This window comes from Erysipelothrix aquatica (genome assembly GCF_009828825.1).
Taxonomy (GTDB): domain Bacteria; phylum Bacillota_I; class Bacilli_A; order Erysipelotrichales; family Erysipelotrichaceae; genus Erysipelothrix; species Erysipelothrix aquatica_A.
In genome coordinates this window covers 437,160-450,737 of sequence record NZ_WTTA01000003.1, presented here as the reverse complement: position 1 = coordinate 450,737, position 13,578 = coordinate 437,160, and the positions used below count along the sequence as shown (strand labels likewise).

Annotated in this window: 15 protein-coding genes; 11 read left to right on the top strand and 4 right to left on the bottom strand. The window is 39.9% G+C overall.

All coding sequences use genetic code 11. From position 1 onward, the window contains the following. Positions 1 to 18 precede the first annotated feature (18 nt). Together GVV22_RS08085 and GVV22_RS08075 are read right to left on the bottom strand one after the other, a co-directional pair. A complete protein-coding gene (locus tag GVV22_RS08085) occupies positions 19 to 978 on the bottom strand; it encodes a LacI family DNA-binding transcriptional regulator (protein WP_159649613.1) in 960 nt (319 codons plus the stop codon). Between the two features lie 452 nt (positions 979 to 1,430). After that, positions 1,431 to 2,081 (bottom strand): GntR family transcriptional regulator, encoded by a 651-nt coding sequence (locus tag GVV22_RS08075; RefSeq protein ID WP_159649611.1) that lies wholly within the window; start codon positions 2,079 to 2,081, stop codon positions 1,431 to 1,433. Positions 2,082 to 2,212: 131 nt separating this feature from the next. Between GVV22_RS08075 and GVV22_RS08070 the strand changes: the two genes are divergently transcribed. The 9 genes from GVV22_RS08070 (at position 2,213) to GVV22_RS08030 (ending at position 9,813) form a co-directional block, all read left to right on the top strand. Then, positions 2,213 to 3,115: a phosphate/phosphite/phosphonate ABC transporter substrate-binding protein gene (locus GVV22_RS08070; protein WP_159649610.1), complete on the top strand. Its 903-nt coding sequence runs from the start codon at positions 2,213 to 2,215 to the stop codon at positions 3,113 to 3,115. Further along, a complete protein-coding gene (gene phnE, locus GVV22_RS08065) occupies positions 3,112 to 3,885 on the top strand; it encodes a phosphonate ABC transporter, permease protein PhnE (RefSeq protein WP_159649609.1) in 774 nt (257 codons plus the stop codon). Before GVV22_RS08070 ends, phnE begins: the two co-directional genes overlap by 4 nt. After that, positions 3,882 to 4,718: a PhnE/PtxC family ABC transporter permease gene (locus tag GVV22_RS08060; protein WP_159649608.1), complete on the top strand. Its 837-nt coding sequence runs from the start codon at positions 3,882 to 3,884 to the stop codon at positions 4,716 to 4,718. The genes phnE and GVV22_RS08060 overlap by 4 nt, the downstream gene beginning before the upstream one ends. Position 4,719: 1 nt before the next feature. Beyond that, positions 4,720 to 5,478 (top strand): phosphonate ABC transporter ATP-binding protein, encoded by a 759-nt coding sequence (gene phnC, locus GVV22_RS08055; RefSeq protein WP_159649607.1) that lies wholly within the window; start codon positions 4,720 to 4,722, stop codon positions 5,476 to 5,478. Beyond that, positions 5,478 to 6,173 (top strand): tyrosine-protein phosphatase, encoded by a 696-nt coding sequence (locus tag GVV22_RS08050; RefSeq protein WP_159649606.1) that lies wholly within the window; start codon positions 5,478 to 5,480, stop codon positions 6,171 to 6,173. The genes phnC and GVV22_RS08050 overlap by 1 nt, the downstream gene beginning before the upstream one ends. Positions 6,174 to 6,285: 112 nt before the next feature. Further along, entirely contained in the window at positions 6,286 to 6,633 is a 348-nt protein-coding gene (locus GVV22_RS08045; RefSeq protein WP_159649605.1) for a PadR family transcriptional regulator, read from the top strand. Then, the gene (locus GVV22_RS08040) at positions 6,567 to 7,400 is read left to right on the top strand and encodes a permease prefix domain 1-containing protein (RefSeq protein WP_159649604.1); all 834 of its coding nucleotides are present in this window, start codon (positions 6,567 to 6,569) and stop codon (positions 7,398 to 7,400) included. The genes GVV22_RS08045 and GVV22_RS08040 overlap by 67 nt, the downstream gene beginning before the upstream one ends. 5 nt (positions 7,401 to 7,405) lie before the next feature. Beyond that, positions 7,406 to 8,380, top strand: coding sequence for a hypothetical protein (locus GVV22_RS08035; RefSeq protein WP_159649603.1), 975 nt, complete (start codon positions 7,406 to 7,408; stop codon positions 8,378 to 8,380). Between the two features lie 785 nt (positions 8,381 to 9,165). Continuing rightward, entirely contained in the window at positions 9,166 to 9,813 is a 648-nt protein-coding gene (locus GVV22_RS08030) for a DUF421 domain-containing protein (RefSeq protein WP_159649602.1), read from the top strand. Here the strand turns inward: GVV22_RS08030 and GVV22_RS08025 are convergent. Further along, entirely contained in the window at positions 9,810 to 10,061 is a 252-nt protein-coding gene (locus GVV22_RS08025; RefSeq protein ID WP_159649601.1) for a hypothetical protein, read from the bottom strand. The genes GVV22_RS08030 and GVV22_RS08025 overlap by 4 nt on opposite strands. A 124-nt stretch (positions 10,062 to 10,185) precedes the next feature. Between GVV22_RS08025 and GVV22_RS08020 the strand changes: the two genes are divergently transcribed. Next, positions 10,186 to 11,127 (top strand): LacI family DNA-binding transcriptional regulator, encoded by a 942-nt coding sequence (locus GVV22_RS08020; protein WP_159649600.1) that lies wholly within the window; start codon positions 10,186 to 10,188, stop codon positions 11,125 to 11,127. 120 nt (positions 11,128 to 11,247) lie between these two features. Next, entirely contained in the window at positions 11,248 to 12,495 is a 1,248-nt protein-coding gene (locus GVV22_RS08015) for a hypothetical protein (protein ID WP_159649599.1), read from the top strand. A gap of 42 nt (positions 12,496 to 12,537) precedes the next feature. On the opposite strand, the gene GVV22_RS08010 is transcribed toward GVV22_RS08015, so the two are convergent. Next, on the bottom strand, positions 12,538 to 13,548 hold the full coding sequence (locus GVV22_RS08010; RefSeq protein ID WP_159649598.1) for a D-alanyl-D-alanine carboxypeptidase family protein: 1,011 nt from the start codon (positions 13,546 to 13,548) through the stop codon (positions 12,538 to 12,540). Positions 13,549 to 13,578 lie beyond the last annotated feature (30 nt).

The following is a 13,578-nucleotide window of genomic DNA, read 5'->3' as shown; positions in this document are numbered from 1 at the left end:
ATCTAGAAGGGTCTTTTTTTATTTGCTTGAATTGCGTTCAATGAGTTCCAAATGAACTTGCTCAAGTGTAAAAGTGAAGTCTTTTTCCAACAGTGCTAACATAGCATTTGCTGCATTACGACCTAACGTTTGATAGTCAATGTGCAGTGTTGTAAGTGTTGGATGTATAAAGTGACTTAAATCATAGTTACCAATTCCCACAACTTTTACTGTTTGGGGAACTTCGATGTGTTGGCCGTGCAAATAACGTAATGCACCAATCGCAATATTATCTGTGGCTCCGACTACAATATCAAATTTTACGGTCGCAGATTCGCGTTTCATAACCTCAAAGGCATCCGTTTGTTGGAATCCTGTGACAAGCGTACGAACGGGCTTATTTAAATGCTGTAAAAAACCTTGCTTTCGGGAAACACCTACCGCATGATCACTCTCGGATACAGAGAGATATAAAACATTTTGAACATCCAATGTATTGACGTATTCAGCAACTTTCTTGCCAATCTCGAAATCTTCTAAGGTAATAGAGCGAGTCTGTGGATGATGTTGTCCTGTGAAGATAATGGGGGTTTGGGATGCTTTCGCAATCGCAACATGATCATCCGTAATGGCATGTGCCATTACGATGATGCCATCAAATCCCTGGGTTGTGATTCGACGAAGATAGGTAATTTCATCTTCTTCAATTGTATTTTTAGGAACGACAACCATTTGGTAACCATAGTGTGATAAAACAGTATTCATACCATTCAGTGATTGAATGGATGTAAAGGAATCCAAACGCGGCAATATAATAGCAATCAATTTACTTCGATTGGTTTTTAACCCACGGGCAAAAACATTCGTTTGATAGCCTGTTTCTTCGATTGCTCGACGGATTTTTTCCCGGTTTTCATCACTGACATATCCGTCATTCAGATAACGAGAAACAGTGCTTTTAGAGACCCCAGCTACTCGAGCTACATCATTAATTGTCATTCGATCACCTCTTCGTGTACCTCTATTATACGCATCTTGCTATTAAAAAGCGATGTAAAGCTATTTAGGTGCGTAGTTCTTTGTATCCACGTTACAATTCGAGTTCTTGAAAATAAGGGCAAGTGTTAACAACAAAATGATAGTAAGTAAAAAAACAATAATCCAAGTATAGTTGTCGACGTAATTATAGGCAAGAAAAGAGAATTCAGTGGTGCCCTGGTCTCCATGATCCATGAGAATATTCGATAAAGAAAGAATGTTGAACGTTCTTTTGATAAATACAATATAAAAGCATAGAACGGCATAAGCCCAGACAGTTCCGATAATTAGTAGTGCTTTTTTCATGACAAGAGACCTCCTAATGTTGGTGCAATCCACAATAACAACAAAAGCTTGGAAAGTCGAGCGTCGCAGTTTAAGTTGCTAATTTCCACGGTTAAGTTGAGAATTGGTTAAATTAAGGATCCAGTTTCTTCGATCTGCGCGAACGCATATGCTTGATATGCATCAAATAACTTCCGGGCACGTTTCGTGTCTTTTGTTTTTAAGGCAGCAATGAACTCAGTGAGTTGTTGAATTGTTGTTTGTGGTTTGGGCTGTATTGTATTCCGGTAGGTAGGATTAATGTAAACTGCAGAGGTCATTGTTTGCAGTGAGATGCGACGGGAAACATTGATAATGGTTTGATTATTGAGTGGTTCCATTAAGGTAATATAAATTTTATGGATGGTTTCAGCATAGGCGACGATATCTCCAACATCACGATATTGATATCCAAGGGTACATAATTGATTAAGTAATGAAAAGTTAACCGTACCTTTACCAAGAAGTAACGGCTCGATTGCATTTGAAACAAAAAGAAGCAGCATTTGAGTCGCGTCTTTGACTTCTGAAGGTGTTGCCTGTCGGATGCGAATTCCTTTGTTCCGATGATACGTTATTAAGTGATCTTGTTCTAACTGTTTTAGTGCATAGCGAACGGGTGTCCGGCTAATATTTAGTTGTTGTGAAAGGGTGACTTCTGAGTGATATTGGTCGCGTTTTAAATCGCCGTTTAGAATCATTTGACGTAAAATTTGATAGGTATTTTGTTCCGTATTCATGTATTTTCCTCTTAACTTTCTTTTAACAGAATCATTACGGTGAATCCAAAGACATAGTGTTATGATGACCTCAGTAGTATCCTATTGACAAACAAATACTACACTATTTCCATTATAAACGGGAGGAAAATATGAAGATTTCAAAAATTATTGCGGGTGGTATTGCTCTTTTTGCCCTTGTCGGTTGCAGTGCTCAAGGTCAAGAATCATTTACGATTGCATACTTACCAGTTGAGGACTCAATGGCAGTTCAAGAATTGAATACAGCCTTTCAAGAAGATTTATCTAAAGCAATTAATATGGAAGTTAAATCGTATCAGACAACAAGTTATTCTGCAGCGATTGAAGCCGTTTCAAGTGGCAAAGTTGATATGGTGCAACTCACACCATTCTCGTATGTGGTAGCCCGAAACAAAGGCGGCGTTTCTTTAGTGGCCAATGTGGAGATGCCATCCATGGCAAATGACAATGGCTACGTCGCTTGTTTCATCACATCACAAGCTTCCGACATCCAGTCTCTAGATGATGTTAAAGGAAAGACGATAGCCTTCGGTGATCCTGCTTCAACGACAGGACATCTTATTCCTAAATACAAATTATTAGTTGAATCGGGTGTTCCATTGGAAACATTAGAATCCTCATATTTTAAACAAATTCAATTTTCAGGTGGGCATGATAAAACGGTTATTGGTGTTGCTCAAGGAACGTATGATGTTGGTGCGACCTATTGCCAAATGCCACAAATTCTTGAAGATAATGGTGTGATTGATAAAGATAGCGTGCGTGTTATCGGTGGTGCGGGCAGTGAACTTGGTGTTGATATTAGTGCTGTTCCAGTCGTTGTTCGGGAAGATCTTGATGCCACTGTGAAACAACAAGTTCAAGATTTCTTAATGACATATTCAAATCCAGATTATTTCAAAAACCTTGGTATGAAAGGTGGTAAATATGGTGCACCCAACGATGCCTTATACGATGGCCTCGAAATAATGTCGAGAGAACTTAAACTGACTGAAGAAGTGATGTCGCAATGATTCATACGCTTAAACATAAATGGCAAACGTTATTGGTCTTGGGTCTTTTTGCAGGGCTCTATATACTCACAAGTCAAGCAATTGATTTTAATCTTGCAGTCTTTTTGACATCGATTCCAGGTTTTATTCGATTTATTATCGTGGAGTTTTTACCACCGAACTTAACAGCGTTACCCCTCTATGTGGAATCAATTCTTAATACAATTTTTGTTTCCATTCTTGCAAGTGTTAGCGGAGCCATTCTTGCATTCGGGTTTGCATTGTTGATTGCGAAACGAACGACACCTTTTCCAAAAATTGCAATTGTGATTCGTGGGGCACTTGCCTTTGTCCGAAACATTCCAATGATGGTATGGGCATCGCTATTTGTCATCATTGTGGGAATAGGTATTACGGCTGGAGTTGTTGCTCTTGTCTTTTTCTCAGTATCGTTTCTCAGTCGTGTGTTCGCAGATGCACTCGATGATATTGATAAAGGAACGTTAGAAGCGTTGCGTGCCAATGGCGCTTCCAAGTTAGCATTGATTCATCACGTTATGATTCCAGAATTTCTTCCAACCTTTTACGGTTGGGTCTTATTTCTCTTTGAGATCAATATTAAAGCATCTTCCATCTTAGGGCTGGTAGGGGCAGGTGGATTAGGATACGAACTTAAAAAATCACTGGATTTGTTTAAGTATCATGATGCGAGTGCACTCATACTGGTGATTGTTGTATTGATGATCACGGTAGAAATTATTTCCAACAAAATTAGAAAGGCCATTTTATGAGACCTGAAGACTTAACCTTAACAACCTCGAAACAGGCCGCAAGAAAACGCATTCGCGTGAAACATGGCCCCACACAACGGCAAAACCGTCGCTTTATAGTTGGGGCAACGATCCTTGTTTTTGTATCGTTGTGGTATGTAAAACTCGATTTCTCAATGTTTGTTGCGAACATCGATAAAACGTACGGAATTATCGGACGACTCTTGAATCCAAACTGGACCTTGGCACTTCCGTATCTAACGAGTTTTATCGATACGCTTGCAATCGCGTTTGTCGCATTATTGACGGCATTATTATTTGCCTTACCCATTGCCTATCTGACCGCATCCAATACAGCACCGTTTCCAAAGTTGGCTCGCGTCTTACTCGTGCTCTTTTCATTGATTCGAGCAGTGCCGATAACGATTTGGGGATTGGTCGGAGCTGCGAGTATTGGATTCGGATCCCAAGCGGGCGTACTTGGCCTCTTTCTTCCTACGATCTCATACCTTGCGAAAATCTTAGCACAGCGTATTGAAGAAGCAGGTTATGACATTATTGAAGCCATGAGTTCGAGTGGAACTCCCTGGATTGTGATGGTGTTTCGTGGGCTCACCCAAGAGCTAATGCCACAACTGATTGCAACCGTCGCACTACGATTTGAATTAACAACATCAGAAACCATTTCGTTGGGAATGGTTGGAATTGCAGGTATTGGATACACCTTAAATATGTCGATAGGAACCTATAACTTTGAAAATGCAAGTATGGGGATCCTCATCATATTTATGGGAATGTGGATCACAGAATATACTACCCGACGCATGGTGTCGTGGATTCGAAAGGAACGTTAGCATGGAGGCAATCTTAGCAATGCATGATATTTCAATGGTTTATCCGAATGGGACCCAGGCTCTTAAGGATGTGAACCTAACAATTTATGAGGGAGAGTTTATTGCAATTATTGGTCCTTCTGGGTCAGGTAAATCCACTTTACTACGCTCGATTAATCGTCTGGTGACACCGACATCAGGCACGTTAAGTGTGAAAGATATCGAAGTCTTAACGGCTTCAAAGCATGAACTGCGAAATGTCCGTTCACGCATCGGGATGATCTTTCAAAATTATAATCTTGTACACCGATCAAGTGTTCTCGAGAATGTGCTTCATGGTCGATTGGGCCAGATGTCAACCTTCAAAGGATTCATGGGATTGTATTCCGAAAAAGACAAACGTCATGCAATTCGACTTTTAGAAGATATTGGATTGGGTGAAAAAGTATATGCTCGTGCAGATGCCCTATCTGGGGGCCAAATGCAACGTGTTGGGATATGTCGTGCATTATCTCAAAATCCTGATTTGATGCTGGCAGATGAGCCCATTGCATCGTTAGATCCGAAAGCCTCTAAAGATGTCATGGATACGTTAAAGCGCGTTAACGAGGCACAAGGAATCACAACGATCGCAAACCTCCACCAAGTAGATGTGGCGAAACACTATGCAACGCGAATCATTGCATTAAAACATGGACGCATTGTGTTTGATGACAGTCCAGACAAATTGAGTGATGCACTCATTCATGATTTATACGAAAACATCGAGGAGAAACACTAATGCAAAAACGTTATCGCTTTAAACAGGTTCATAATTTCCGTGATTTGGGCGGTTATCCGTTAGCGGATGGTTCCCAAACGAAATGGAATGTAATATTCAGATCGGATGATATGGGTCTATTAAGACCCGAAGAAGTTATGTATCTTGAGCAACGTGGACTTCAAACAGTCATTGACTTGCGTCATCAAGAAGAGCTAGCCCAGAGTCCGAATCCTTTTGCGGTTCACGAAACAATTGCATATCACAATCACAGTGTATCCAATTTAGATTTAAATCCCAATCCAAGTTTGAAATTGGGCGATATGTATGTCATGATGATGGACGATCATGGGTTTATTCGCAATGTTTTCAACACGATAGCGGAAAGTGAAGGTCCCGTTGTATTTCATTGCTCTGCGGGAAAAGATCGGACAGGTATCATCGCAGCGACACTTCTTGGTTTAATGGGGGTTGAACATCGAGATATTATCAACGACTACCAACAATCTTACATCAACATCAAAGATCGTTTTCAAACTTTGGATCCCGAATTAAATCAACGATATATGAATTTAATGAAATCAGAACCAGAAGCCATTGAACAGTTCCTGCATGCGATTCATGACCGTTATGGTTCGTTTGTATCATATCTTTCTACAGTTGGCGTGGATGTCACAGTCCAAGACCAAATTGTCAAAAAATTCACCTCAAAATAACACGAAAGACCACCTATAGGGTGGTCTTATTATTTGATGGAGGTGGCAAAATTGACATACATTGTGACTCTAGGTATAATGTACATAGATACACATAGGTAGGAGGGATACCATGAAACGAAATCGAGAATGGTTGCGAACCGGTGCAGAATTTATGTTGCTGTCACTCATCCAAGAACAGGATCGCTACGGCTATGAAATCATTAAAGAATTGGAGTCACGTTCCGACAATACTTTCGAGATGAAAGAAGGAACGTTGTATCCAATTTTGCATCGCATGGAAGCATCAGGATATTTAAAATCTTATATGGCTAAAGGGGAGAATGAAAAGAAAAGGAAGTATTATCGCATCACGACTGCGGGTCAAAAACAACTTGAAGAAGAACGTGCAATTTGGGAACAATTCTCAAATTCTGTGAAACGAGTTGTGAATACACCGCAAACACTTACGACATCATGACACCACGACAACAATTCATCCAAACCCTGATTGCTCACATTAAATATCCATTTGATCGAAACGCAATTCGTGCTGAGTTTGAAAATCATCTTGATGAATTGACGGAAACTTTTACGGACTTAGGAATGTCTTTAGAAGATGCCGAGCTAGAAGCCGTCCACCAGATGGGAAATCCTGACGACATAGGTAAACAATTGAATGCGGTGCATAACCCCATCATTGCATGGTTATATTTCGGTTTGAAAATAGTACTTGTGATTTCAGTTGTTTATATTCTTATAGCAATTTATCCTTCGTTAAGTCGCACAGTTGATATTGCGAGAGCTCCTAAGCCGTCACTCACAACGGCATTGGAAAATGAAAATCCTACTTTTGTCCAGCCGGTCGAGGGGGCAATGACAATCGCAAACACGGACTATACGTTTCTAAATTTCGCATACTTCGATGACAACTTGTTAGTAATTACAGTACATAAAGAAACGCCACCGTTTACGGTCTTTAGCACGGATATCCAATACCTTGATTGGACGATGACATTGAATGGCAAGCTACTCGAGAGCGGAGAACGCAGCAACTATACTATGCCAGGAATCCCTGAAGGAGGGTTTGCCGCACTCGATACACATGAATCATTCGCACTGAAAGTTTACTCGCAAACTGAATTTTATCTTATAGTTCGTAATGTGATGGAAGCACCTGAATCCATAAAAATAACGGTTAATCGTGACGACGGCGTTGCGATCTCGACCGATTTAGAAAGGAAGTAGGCCACATGCGTAGAACTCATAAATTAACACTTGCGACACTCATAGGGGTTGCACTTGTTGGAACGTATCTCTTTGTTTCAGGGTGGAAGTTTTCCACAGATGCGTACATTGAAGACGTGTGTATAGGCGCAACAATCCCGCAGTGTGACGTTGGGTATAAAGAAGACATAAATCAACTGGACACCCTCTATATTCTTGAAACAGATACGCATTATCTCCCGATTATTTTTGAGAAATTGGGTCCTTTAACACGTCCCAAAATGCTATCGGGAGCGACGTATTTTGAAGGGTCGCCTATCGAAACCTATATTCGATTCTATCCGAAAGAAAGTACCTCTTCGCTAACGGCATTGACAAAATACCGTACACAACCAGATACGATCGTACTTGCGTTTCCAGGAGATGCAACTAAAAATTATGCGGTCGCGCTCAAAAAAACAAATCAAAGTTACGCGAACAATAAGGAATTCGGTGTTTTTACATTTGATGATATGTTTGATGAGCCAGAAAAAATTCAAAAACAAGGGAACTATTATGTGCACGTATTACCAAACGACACGTCGACCAATTACGTTAATTATGCTGTGATTGAATCGAAGCTTGATGGTACGAAGCTCATGACAATCGCGGACTACAGTATAGACATCGATGGCACAGTCGTCGAAGCATATGACAGTGTCAGTGAACAAACGATTAATACCCCGACGCCGTTCCAATTTAGTGATGTGTTTCGTCGACGTGTTCATGATACGACCCTTGTGGATTCAGCTTTAGAAGAAAATCCAATTCTTACTTTGCGCTATCGGGATGCAAGCATAAACGGGATCGTTGTGGATGACTTACAACTGAGTGTGTATGCATTTGATCCAACAGAAACAGTAACGAAATGGGAGTGGACAGACCATAATAAGACCACCCGACATACAGAGATTTTCTTAACTCATAGGGATCGTTACTTTACAGACAGGTTATTCAATTAATGATGAGGGCATTTAAGCCCTCTTTTTTAATGGCGAATTATTAAGACTTTTGAAACACATGAGTCGTCTATTAAGTGTGGGGTGATTGTTTTGAATCAATTTGAAGAGAAGTTGCGGCGCTTATTTTGTGCCGATAAAAGTGAGTATGTTATTCCGAAACAACAATGTATGGACATTTGGAATAAAATTATGTTGCTGAATTTGCAACAGGATACGAAAACAATCTCAGAAAAAATACAACGGAAAAAATGAAAAGCTTCAGTACAGCGATTCATGATTGAACTACCTTGAAAAAACGCGGATTCCTAAGCACTACAGGGTAAAACGAACGGTGTTTTTGAAAATGGTATCGGTACATTTATAAGCCATCTGAGTGTTCAAATTTCCTCAGAACGTTGGTTTAAACAGTGATTTTAGTCTCCCCATTGCAAGACGTCATTGAAAGACTTGCAACCACACAAATAATATCAGCTGTTTTGATATCACGATACTTTCTCCATCCCCATTATGATCAAAACCGTCTGGTGCTGATCTGCAACAGGAAGTTATCGTACCGTATAATGATTCATTACGGGTATGTGCATAAAATCGTCTTTGCACAACACAGGTTATGCGCACCATGCCGATTCACATCGAGCACATTCAATAGGGATCCACATGTGCCAAGGTTATGAGATAACCATGATATGGGCATAGAAAAACACACTTGTCGAGTGTGTTTTTTTAATACAAGGGTAATGGCGTCGGCATGATATAATGAAATCAACACGTGTTAGGAGGGAATTATGGATTCATATATGCAATACATCGACGTCTTTTTGAAGTTACTAATAGGAATTGCGTATGCCATTCTTGTCATGAAAGTATCGGGGAAAGCGAATTTAGCACCCATGGCACCACTGGACCAAATACAAAATTACATACTGGGTGGAATCATTGGAGGTGTGCTTTACAACCCTGCGATTACGACACTTCAATTTGTGGTCGTGATGACAATTTGGGCAATCCTATCCATCAGTTTGAATCTCTTACGAAAGCATAATATTTTTGTCAAGCGACTGATTGATGGTGATATCATTAATGTTATTAAAGACGGCAAAATTACACGCAAAGGTGTGGAAAAAGCCCGTCTTCCCATTGCTGATTTGTATCTCAAACTTAGACTTCAAGGAATCCAAGATATTGCCCATATTACTTCTGGGCAAATTGAACAGAATGGGTCGCTCGTCATCACCACACACGAAAGCGATACGAAATATCCAATGCTCTTAGTTGTTGATAAAGTCATCTATAAAGATAATCTTGAGCGCATGGGTAAAGATACATCATGGGTATATGAGTTTATTAAGGAACAAGGTTATGCCTCTTTAGATGACATTGCAGCAATCGAATATTTTGATGGTGAGTATCGAATTATTGCGTGGAATGCTTAAATACCAGGCTTCATCATAAGTGCTAGACGCTCAAGGTCATATGCAATTGAATAGCGCAATGGATACGATATCTCAGCATCTTGAGTATAAACAGTTCCGTTCGATACGGTATATGCGACATCGCGCTTATTCACGACTTCAAAGTCGTTTATGACGTGGTATCCATCTTCTTTGAGCCAAGCAACAGCACGCTCAAAGCGATGCATGTCTGTATTGGGTGCGAGTGGTTCAATAACAATATACTTCATAAAATCATCTCCTCTCAGCCATACTGTAATGGATGGAACGCGTTTCATGTCAAGTCAATCGAGAGAATGTGGAATCCCTTCCACATATAAAAGTACGATACACTAAGACTAAAGGAGGATTACAATGGCAAACATCTATGATATTGCGAAACATGCAAATGTTTCGCCAGCAACGGTTTCCCGTGCAATTAATAAGTCGGGATACGTCTCAAAAGAAACCTATGCGATTATTATGAAATCAGTAGAGGCGTTAGACTATCGAAAAAATGTTCATGCTGTTCATTTGAGCACCGGTTCCACAAAAGTGATTGGTGTGATTATTCCTGATAATACCCATTGTTACGATACCTTTGTGAAAGGCGTGCTTCATGAGGCGATAAACAATGGCTATGAAATCCTACTGATGCCAACATATTTTGATGCAGCAATTGAGTTAGAACACCTTAATAAACTAAAAGACAAACGTGTTGATGGAATAATTCTCACCTCACGCATTAATGATGTGGAAGTGCTTCAGGCATTCAATGATGAAGGCTATCGTTTAATTGTATGTGAACGCGATCTACCCCAAGGAATTGCCTCCGTGTTTACAAAACGTTACGAAGCCTATCGAGAAATGTTTAAAACGTTTCAACACAATGGTCTGGAACGCATTGCGATTACTGTAGCCCGTGAATCACAGTCGCTCAAAGAATTAATGCGAGCTTTTCACGAGTTTTATGCAACAGACAACATTGTTTACTATCGGAGTGATGCCCATCATTTCGACGATGGACAAGCGTGTGCACTGGAAATGTTTCGATCACAACAGGTGCCAGATGCTATTTACACTCACAGTGATGATCACGCCGCAGGAATTATTACCGGAGCACTGTCATTAGGGTATCATGTGGGCAAAGATTTCATGATTGTTGGCGAAGATAATTTAACGTTAAGTCAAGTAATGGAGTTTTCCACAATTCAATTGAACCTCGACAAAGTCGGTGCGATAGCGGTCCAAACGTTATTAAAGGGTGAATCACAATCCGAAGGCGTCGAGGCCGAATTCATTCCCCGTAACATTTAAGATTCGCCAATACCGGACACAATGAAATGAAAGCGTGTACATAGTGTCATCTTGTGATAAAATAAAGATAGGATAAATAGGTATTGAAATAATCCACAGTTAGCAAAGGGGGACTAAATTATGGATGACTTCGAAAAACAATTATCACAGAATAAAGAAAAGGCACAACAAAAAAAGCGAACCACCAACATCGTACTGATCGTTATTGGTATTCTTGTTGTTGGAGTGGGTGTGTGGGCGTTGATGCGCAAGCCTAAACCCGTTGTCCCACCGATCATTGAACCACCAATTATTGAACCGCCGGTAGTTGATAATACCGATCCAGTATATGGGTTCGAAAAACTGTTCGAACCCATCGCATACAATCAGTTATTTTTCTTTGATGCATCGGGCGGGACTGTAATTGAAGATAATGGTATGGTAAAAGCTATTGATAAACAGGGGAACGCAACCAACGTTGTGGAAACATCAAAAGTAAATATGTTCAACTATAAATATGATAATGGTCACCGTTACCCAACTTTTATACTTAAAGATTTAGAATCGCAGTACACTGTTACGTTTAATGAGGATGGGACACCAAAGGTTCTAGAAGAACCGCTATATGGTGGTGACTACTATGCAGGCACTCAAATATACGGTGTTGAAAATGGGGTTCTATACCGTTATGAGTATTCTGTTGACTCATTGGTAGAAGGCGTAATTCGAACTGAAATTAACATTGATTACATTATAGAATATGAACGGTCAAACTTAATTCCAATCCATCAAATTGTAGCAACCGAAGGTCAAGCATATCAGGAAGACAGCCAAGCACTCACATTTGAGTCCATAACCGTTGGAGACAAAGTAGCGGTTGCTCTATTGCAAGCTGGTACGCCTATCGATGTTTCAAAATTAGATTTTAAATACGATATTGTTACAACGCCGCGCCATGATTTCCAAGCTGATAATAAAGCAATTGGGGTCATCGAAAATGGCAAACTTGGATATATCAATACGCAAGGTGAAACAGTCGTAGCCACTGAATTTGAGTTGCCAAACGGTTATGAAATCGTAGTAAACCAAATCATGAAATTTAACTGTGATTCTACACCAATCCGTAAATTCACATGTTTTGATGGGTTCCCAGAGATTGACGCACGATTCAAAAATTACCGCAAAGTTGCGGAGCCAGATGTGACACTTTCAACGAATCTGTCATTCCAAACACCATTTATGATTGTTGGGAAAGCGGGCAAAACACATTTAATTGACAGAATGGGCAATGTTTCTAAACAAGGTTTTGATAAACTGTATTTGCATGATAACTATATTCTAGAGTTTTCAGATTCAACGTATACAGTTCACAAAGTCACTGTGAAATAGCTCAAGAAGGTATCCAAGTGGATACCTTCTTTTTATGTACCATTAGACTTTACTGACGAGGTACATCAGAAATCCAACCACAGTTGCTAGGGCACCAATTAAGAAGAATAAGTTTGACGAGAACAAAGTGGGTTTTTCAGGAGTTTTGACGACGACTGATTTCGATTGAACGGTTTCAGGTTTTTCTTTTTTTGCTAGTGCCGATGTGTTAGTAACTTGAGAATAGAACTTCAAGGCGTCCTGGACGTTATAAAAATCAAAGGGGGTATACGGCGCACCTGAAGAAATTAGCATGTAGGATGAGCCATTCACAGTCGCTGTTGAAGCTAGCGCCGATCCTGCGAGCTCGGTATATCCAGATTTTGTACCTGTTAAGGGGTTTTGGGGGTCAACACCATTCGCAAATTCAAGGTTTTTATCAACCCATATATATCCAGATTCTTTATAATTTGTCGGTGAAGACTGATATTCTGAGGCCGCGAATATTTTTTTGAATGTTGAATTTTTCAATGCAGCTTCAAGGATGATTTGTAAATCATGAGCGGTTGTTAAATGATTCGGATGATCTAAACCGCTTGTGTTTTCAAAATGAGTATTCTCGAGTCCTAATTCATGTGCTTTTTGATTCATCAAGCGTACAAATGCATCCTCGCTCCCACTAATATAATTCGCAATTGCGCGCGTAGCATCTGCGCCAGAAGGAAGCATAATGCCATAAAGAATATCAATAATTTTAACGGTCTCACCAGCATCAAAACCAGCGACAGAAGCATCTAATGAAACTAAATCATAAAATATATCATGGGTTAAGGTATAAGTTTCGTTTAGTTGGTTTTCATCCATCATTTCAAGTGCAACAAAGGTCGTCATAATTTTTGTTAAGGAAGCAGGGTGAATCAGCTTTTCATCGTTTAATTGTTCAAGAATAGCACCAGTATCTCGGTTGACCAAAAGATATGTCGTTGAGTAATAGGCGTCAGATGCTGCTAGGGTAGATACATTCATATTCGCTAAAAGTCCAAGTACAAAAAGTAAAAGGGTATATTTTTTCATATTAAATTCCTCCGTAAACATCTTAACGCT

Excerpts from the sequence above, each read along its gene's own strand:
- GVV22_RS08050 (WP_159649606.1), top strand. The coding sequence starts at position 5,478 with ATGCAAAAACGTTATCGCTTTAAACAGGTTCATAATTTCCGTGATTTG.
- GVV22_RS08035 (WP_159649603.1), top strand. The coding sequence starts at position 7,406 with ATGCGTAGAACTCATAAATTAACACTTGCGACACTCATAGGGGTTGCA.
- GVV22_RS08060 (WP_159649608.1), top strand. The coding sequence starts at position 3,882 with ATGAGACCTGAAGACTTAACCTTAACAACCTCGAAACAGGCCGCAAGA.
- GVV22_RS08075 (WP_159649611.1), bottom strand. The coding sequence starts at position 2,081 with ATGAATACGGAACAAAATACCTATCAAATTTTACGTCAAATGATTCTA.
- GVV22_RS08070 (WP_159649610.1), top strand. The coding sequence starts at position 2,213 with ATGAAGATTTCAAAAATTATTGCGGGTGGTATTGCTCTTTTTGCCCTT.
- GVV22_RS08025 (WP_159649601.1), bottom strand. The coding sequence starts at position 10,061 with ATGAAGTATATTGTTATTGAACCACTCGCACCCAATACAGACATGCAT.
- GVV22_RS08020 (WP_159649600.1), top strand. The coding sequence starts at position 10,186 with ATGGCAAACATCTATGATATTGCGAAACATGCAAATGTTTCGCCAGCA.
- GVV22_RS08045 (WP_159649605.1), top strand. The coding sequence starts at position 6,286 with ATGAAACGAAATCGAGAATGGTTGCGAACCGGTGCAGAATTTATGTTG.
- phnC (WP_159649607.1), top strand. The coding sequence starts at position 4,720 with ATGGAGGCAATCTTAGCAATGCATGATATTTCAATGGTTTATCCGAAT.
- GVV22_RS08010 (WP_159649598.1), bottom strand. The coding sequence starts at position 13,548 with ATGAAAAAATATACCCTTTTACTTTTTGTACTTGGACTTTTAGCGAAT.
- phnE (WP_159649609.1), top strand. The coding sequence starts at position 3,112 with ATGATTCATACGCTTAAACATAAATGGCAAACGTTATTGGTCTTGGGT.
- GVV22_RS08030 (WP_159649602.1), top strand. The coding sequence starts at position 9,166 with ATGGATTCATATATGCAATACATCGACGTCTTTTTGAAGTTACTAATA.
- GVV22_RS08015 (WP_159649599.1), top strand. The coding sequence starts at position 11,248 with ATGGATGACTTCGAAAAACAATTATCACAGAATAAAGAAAAGGCACAA.
- GVV22_RS08085 (WP_159649613.1), bottom strand. The coding sequence starts at position 978 with ATGACAATTAATGATGTAGCTCGAGTAGCTGGGGTCTCTAAAAGCACT.